Genomic DNA, 5,126 nt, shown 5'->3' with positions numbered 1-5,126 from the left:
GGCGCAAGGTGCGTGCCCGTGGCCAGGAAATGGGCGATCTCGCGGAAGATCCAGGGCCGCCCCTGCGCGGCGCGGCCGATCATCACCGCGTCGGCGCCCGTGGCCGCGAGCACTTCGCGCGCCTTCTCGGGCGAGCGGATGTCGCCATTGGCCACCACCGGCACGCGCACCGCGGCCTTCACTGCGGCAATGGTGTCGTACTCGGCGCTGCCCTTGTAGCCTTGCTCGCGGGTGCGGCCATGGACAGTGAGCATTTGCACGCCGGCCGATTCGAAATCGCGCGCGAGCTTCACTGCGTTGCGGTGCTCTTCGCTCCAGCCGGTGCGCATCTTGAGCGTGACCGGCACGTTGTGGGGCTGTGCCGCGTCGACCACGGCCTGCACGATTTCAAGCGCCAGCGGCTCGTCGCGCATCAGCGCCGAACCGGCCCACTTGTTGCAGACCTTCTTGGCCGGGCAGCCCATGTTGATGTCGATGATCTGCGCGCCGCGCTCGATGTTGTAGACCGCGGCCTCGGCCATCATGGCCGCATCGGTGCCGGCAATCTGCACCGCGATGGGACCGGGCTCGCCGTCGTGGTTGGCGCGGCGCGAGGTCTTGAGCGTGTTCCAGAGTTCCTTGCGCGAGGTGACCATCTCGCTGACCGCATAGCCCGCGCCGAGTTCACGGCACAGCATGCGGAACGGCCGGTCCGTCACGCCGGCCATGGGCGCGACGAACAGGCGGTTTTCCAGCGTGTGGGTGCCGATCTGCAAGGTCATGAAGTGGAAGGCGTCGCGAGAGCGGCTGCTGAAAAATGAGGCACGATTGTAGCCACGCGCGATGCCATGCGCTGAAACGATTTGCGCGCGCGGTACACCGCAGGCACCGCTTCATCCGGCGCTTTCTCCGACCTGGCGCAGAGGGGCCGCTGCCTATACTGCGTCGACTCATTTCACTTTATGCAAGCCTGGCTCGACGCACTCCTGGCGCTCCTTGCGCTTCCGCAATACGGACTCTCCACGCTGTTCATCGCGGCCTTCGTTTCGGCCACGCTGCTGCCGGTGGGCTCGGAGCCCATTCTTTTCGGCCTGCTCAAGCTCAACCCCGACATGTTCTGGCCGGCCATCCTGGTCGCGACGGTGGGCAACACGCTGGGCGGTGCGGTCGACTGGTGGATGGGCTACGGCGCRCACAAGGTGGCAGACAAATATTCGCACTCGAAACATCATGTGCGGGTCTTGGGCTGGCTGGAGCGGCTCGGACCCAAGGCCTGCCTGCTGAGCTGGCTGCCGCTGGTGGGCGATCCGCTGTGCGCGGTGGCCGGCTGGCTCAAGCTGCCGTTCTGGCCATGCCTTGGCTACATGGCCATCGGGAAGTTCCTGCGCTATGTCTGCATGACGGTCGCGCTGCTCTACGTGTTTCCGTCGTGAGCCGGCCGCTTCAGCTCAGGAGGCCGTAGGGGCCGCCGCGTTCGAGCGCGCGCTGGTAGGCCGGGCGCGCATGGATGCGCTCCAGGTACGCCATGAGCCTGGGCCGCTTCGCATCGAGGCCGCCGCGCGCCTGCGCGGCTTCGACCGGAAAACTCATCTGGATGTCGGCACCGGTGAATTCGCTGCCGGCGAACCATTCGCTCTTGCCGAGTTCGCCTTCCATGAAATTCAGGTGGCTCTCGATGTTGGGCGTGACGATGGCCGCCTTCGCCTTGCCCGAGATCATTTTTGCAATCGGCTTCACGAAGAACGGCATCTTGCTGTTCTCGATCCTGTCGAACACCAGCTTGAGCAGCAGCGGCGACATCGCCGAGCCTTCCGCGAAGTGCAGCCAGTAGCGATAGCGCACCGCCTCGGGCGTGCCCGCCGCGGGCGCAAGGCGGCCGCTGCCATGGCGCTCGATCAGCGTTTCGATGACCGCGCCCGACTCCGCCAGCGCCAGCCCGTCGTCCGTCGTCACCACCGGCGACTTGCCCAGCGGATGCACGGCCCGCAGCGAAGCGGGCGCCAACATGGTCTGCGGATCGCGCTGGTAATGGACGATCTCGTAAGGCAGGCCGAGTTCTTCGAGCAGCCAGAGCACGCGCTGCGAGCGCGAGTTGTTCAGGTGATGGACGGTGAGCATGAGGCGGCTTTACGAACTGAAGAGGAAGTTCATCACGTCGCCATCCTTGATGACGTATTCCTTGCCTTCCGAGCGCATCTTGCCCGCGTCCTTCGCGCCCTGTTCGCCCTTGTAGGCGATGTAGTCCTCGAACGAAATGGTCTGGGCGCGGATGTAGCCCTTCTCGAAGTCGCCGTGGATCACGCCGGCGGCCTGGGGGCCGGTGTCGCCGATGTGGATGGTCCAKGCGCGYACYTCYTTCACGCCRGCGGTGAAGTAGGTTTGCAGGCCCAAGAGCTTGTAGGCCGCGCGGATCAGGCGATTGAGGCCCGGCTCCTCCTGGCCGATTTCGGCGAGGAACATCTTCTTGTCCTCGTCGTCCATCTCGGCCAGTTCGGCTTCGATCTTGGCGCAGATGGCGACCACGGGCGCGCCCTGCTTGGCGGCGTATTCGCGCAGGCGGTCGAGGTAGGGGTTGTTCTCGAAGCCGTCTTCGGCCACGTTGCCGACGAACATCGCGGGCTTGGCGGTGATGAGCGTGAACGACTTCACCAGCGGCTGCTCTTCCTTCGTGAACTCGAGCGCGCGCACCGGCGTGTTCTCGTTCAGCGCGGCCTGGCAGCGCTCGAGCAGGCCGACGAGCTTCTGCGCGTCCTTGTCGCCCGAACGCGCCACCTTGGTGTGGCGGTGCAGCGCCTTCTCGACCGTGGCCAGGTCGGCCAGGCAGAGTTCGGTCTGGATCACCTCGATGTCGGAGATCGGGTCGACCTTGCCGGCCACGTGGATCACGTTCTCGTCGTCGAAGCAGCGCACCACGTTCACGGTGGCGTCGGTTTCGCGGATGTGCGCAAGAAACTTGTTGCCCAGGCCCTCGCCCGTGCTGGCGCCGGCCACCAGACCGGCAATGTCGACGAACTCGACGATGGCGGGCACCACGCGCTCGGGCTTGACGATCTCGCTGAGCTGGTCGAGCCGCGGATCGGGCACTTCCACCACGCCCACGTTGGGCTCGATGGTGCAGAACGGATAGTTTTCCGCCGCGATGCCGGCCTTGGTCAACGCATTGAAAAGGGTGGATTTACCGACGTTGGGCAGGCCGACGATGCCGCATTGCAAACTCATGGGGGGTCCTCTTGGGTAACCGGGGATTTTAGGCTGTCCAGGTTTTCCCTCGGCCGCGCGCATTTCGGGCCGCTTCACCCGCCCCGGAAACCCCCTGGCCAAGAATCAGGGTTAAACCGGATTAGCAAACGTTTGCGCAAACGTTTTCGTTGGTTAACATCGATGCCCCGGCCACAGACCGGCGCACCGCTCAACCACCTCAGGAGACATCACCCATGAAGTTCACCCGCCGCACGCTGCAAAGCGCAGCCGCCCTGGCGCTGCTGGGCGCTTTCGCCGCCTCGCCCGCCCTGGCCCAGGACAAGCCCAAGGTCGCGCTGRTCATGAAGTCGCTGGCCAACGAATTCTTCCGCACCATGGAAGACGGCGCCAAGGCGCACCAGAAGGCCCATGCCTCGGAGTACACCCTGGTGGCCAACGGCATCAAGGACGAGACCGACACGGCCGCCCAGATCAAGATGGTGGAGCAGATGATGGCGCAGAAGATCAATGCGCTGGTCATTGCGCCGGCCGATTCGAAGGCGCTGGTGCCGGTGGTCAAGGCGGCCATCGACAAGGGCATTCTCGTGGTCAACATCGACAACCAGTTCGACGCCGCCGCGCTGAAGGAAAAGGGCATCCAGGTGCCCTTCGTCGGCCCCGACAACCGCGCCGGCGCCAAGCTGGTGGGCGACGAGCTCGCCAAGAGCCTGAAGCCCGGCGACAAGGTCGGCATCATCGAAGGCGTGTCGACCACCTTCAATGCGCAGCAGCGCACCCTCGGCTACCAGGACGCCATGAAGGCCGCCGGCGCCACGGTGGTGGGCGTGCAGTCGGGCCAGTGGGAAATCGACAAGGGCAACACGGTGGCCGCCGGCATGATGCGCGAGCACCCCGACCTGAAGGCGCTGCTCGCGGGCAACGACAGCATGGCGCTGGGCGCCGTGGCGGCCGTCAAGGCCGCGGGCAAGACCGGCAAGGTGCTGGTGGTGGGCTACGACAACATCGGCGCCATCAAGCCGATGCTGAAGGACGGCCGCGTGCTTGCCACCGCCGACCAGTTCGCGGCCAAGCAGGCGGTGTTCGGCATCGAGACCGCGCTCAAGGCGCTGGCCGAGAAGAAGCCGCAGTCGAGCATGCCGGCCGAAGTGAAGACCGACGTGGTGCTGGTCACCAAATCGTCAGCCAAGTAAATGTTGCTCGCCCCCAGTCTTCGCGCACTTCGTGTCGCTTCGCCAACCCCCTACCGGGGGCAACACCTGAGGCCCGGCGAAGCCGGTTCCTCGGTGTTTCTGGAATGAGGTGGTCATCGTGACTGACGCCCATCGCAGTACGCCGGTGCTCTCGCTGAGCGCGCTCGGCAAGGACTATGCGGCGCCGGTGCTCGACGACGTCTCGCTGGTGCTGAATGCCGGCGAGGTGCTCGCGCTCACGGGCGAGAACGGCGCGGGCAAGAGCACGCTGTCGAAGATCGTCTGCGGCCTGGTGCAGCCCACGCGCGGGCAGATGCTGCTCGGCGGCGCGGCGTTCCAGCCCGCTTCCCGCCGCGACGCCGAGCGCCTGGGCGTGCGCATGGTCATGCAGGAGCTGGGGCTGGTCACCACGCTGTCGGTGGCCGAGAACCTGCTGCTCGACCGGCTGCCCAACCAGACCGGCTGGATCCGCCGCGGCAAGCTGCACGATCTGGCCGCGCGCCAGCTCGCGAAGATCGGCATGGAGCACATCGACCCGGCCACGCCGGTGGCGCGGCTGGGCATCGGCCAGCAGCAGATGGTGGAGATTGCGCGCAACCTGCAGGACGACACGCGCGTGCTGGTGCTCGACGAGCCCACCGCCATGCTCACGCCGCGCGAGACCTCGCACCTGTTCGAGCAGATCGAGCTGCTGAAGGCGCGCGGCGTGGCCATCATTTATGTGTCGCACCGGCTCGAGGAGCTGCAGCGCATTGC

At 66.0% G+C, this 5,126-nt stretch carries 6 protein-coding genes; 3 read left to right on the top strand and 3 right to left on the bottom strand.

The genetic code is table 11. The features are described 5' to 3' along the window. Positions 1-761 (bottom strand): tRNA dihydrouridine synthase DusB (gene dusB / locus AC1DOC_RS18435; protein WP_478130231.1); only part of this gene is annotated, 761 nt, incomplete at its 3' end. A 180-nt stretch (positions 762-941) separates the two neighbouring features. Here dusB and AC1DOC_RS18430 point away from each other — a divergent pair. Beyond that, positions 942-1,412: a YqaA family protein gene (locus tag AC1DOC_RS18430; protein WP_015867395.1), complete on the top strand. Its 471-nt coding sequence runs from the start codon at positions 942-944 to the stop codon at positions 1,410-1,412. Between the two features lie 10 nt (positions 1,413-1,422). Here the strand turns inward: AC1DOC_RS18430 and AC1DOC_RS18425 are convergent, their stop codons facing one another. Both AC1DOC_RS18425 and ychF read right to left on the bottom strand, forming a co-directional pair. Then, complete coding sequence (locus AC1DOC_RS18425; protein ID WP_015867396.1) at positions 1,423-2,097, bottom strand: glutathione S-transferase; 675 nt, start codon at positions 2,095-2,097, stop codon at positions 1,423-1,425. A gap of 9 nt (positions 2,098-2,106) precedes the next feature. Continuing rightward, positions 2,107-3,198, bottom strand: coding sequence for a redox-regulated ATPase YchF (gene ychF / locus AC1DOC_RS18420; protein WP_478081421.1), 1,092 nt, complete (start codon positions 3,196-3,198; stop codon positions 2,107-2,109). A gap of 215 nt (positions 3,199-3,413) precedes the next feature. Between ychF and AC1DOC_RS18415 the strand changes: the two genes are divergently transcribed. Together AC1DOC_RS18415 and AC1DOC_RS18410 are read left to right on the top strand one after the other, a co-directional pair. Further along, positions 3,414-4,370, top strand: coding sequence for a substrate-binding domain-containing protein (locus AC1DOC_RS18415; RefSeq protein WP_478130230.1), 957 nt, complete (start codon positions 3,414-3,416; stop codon positions 4,368-4,370). A 118-nt stretch (positions 4,371-4,488) separates the two neighbouring features. Then, a partial coding sequence (locus AC1DOC_RS18410; RefSeq protein ID WP_478130229.1) for an ATP-binding cassette domain-containing protein occupies positions 4,489-5,126 on the top strand: 638 nt, incomplete at its 3' end.

This window comes from Variovorax sp. 01T439_2 (assembly GCF_056398445.1).
This window is presented reverse-complemented; position numbering and strand designations above follow the sequence as displayed.

Bases quoted from the DNA above. Each gene is read 5' to 3' on its own strand.
- AC1DOC_RS18425 (WP_015867396.1), bottom strand. From the start codon at position 2,097: ATGCTCACCGTCCATCACCTGAACAACTCGCGCTCGCAGCGCGTGCTC.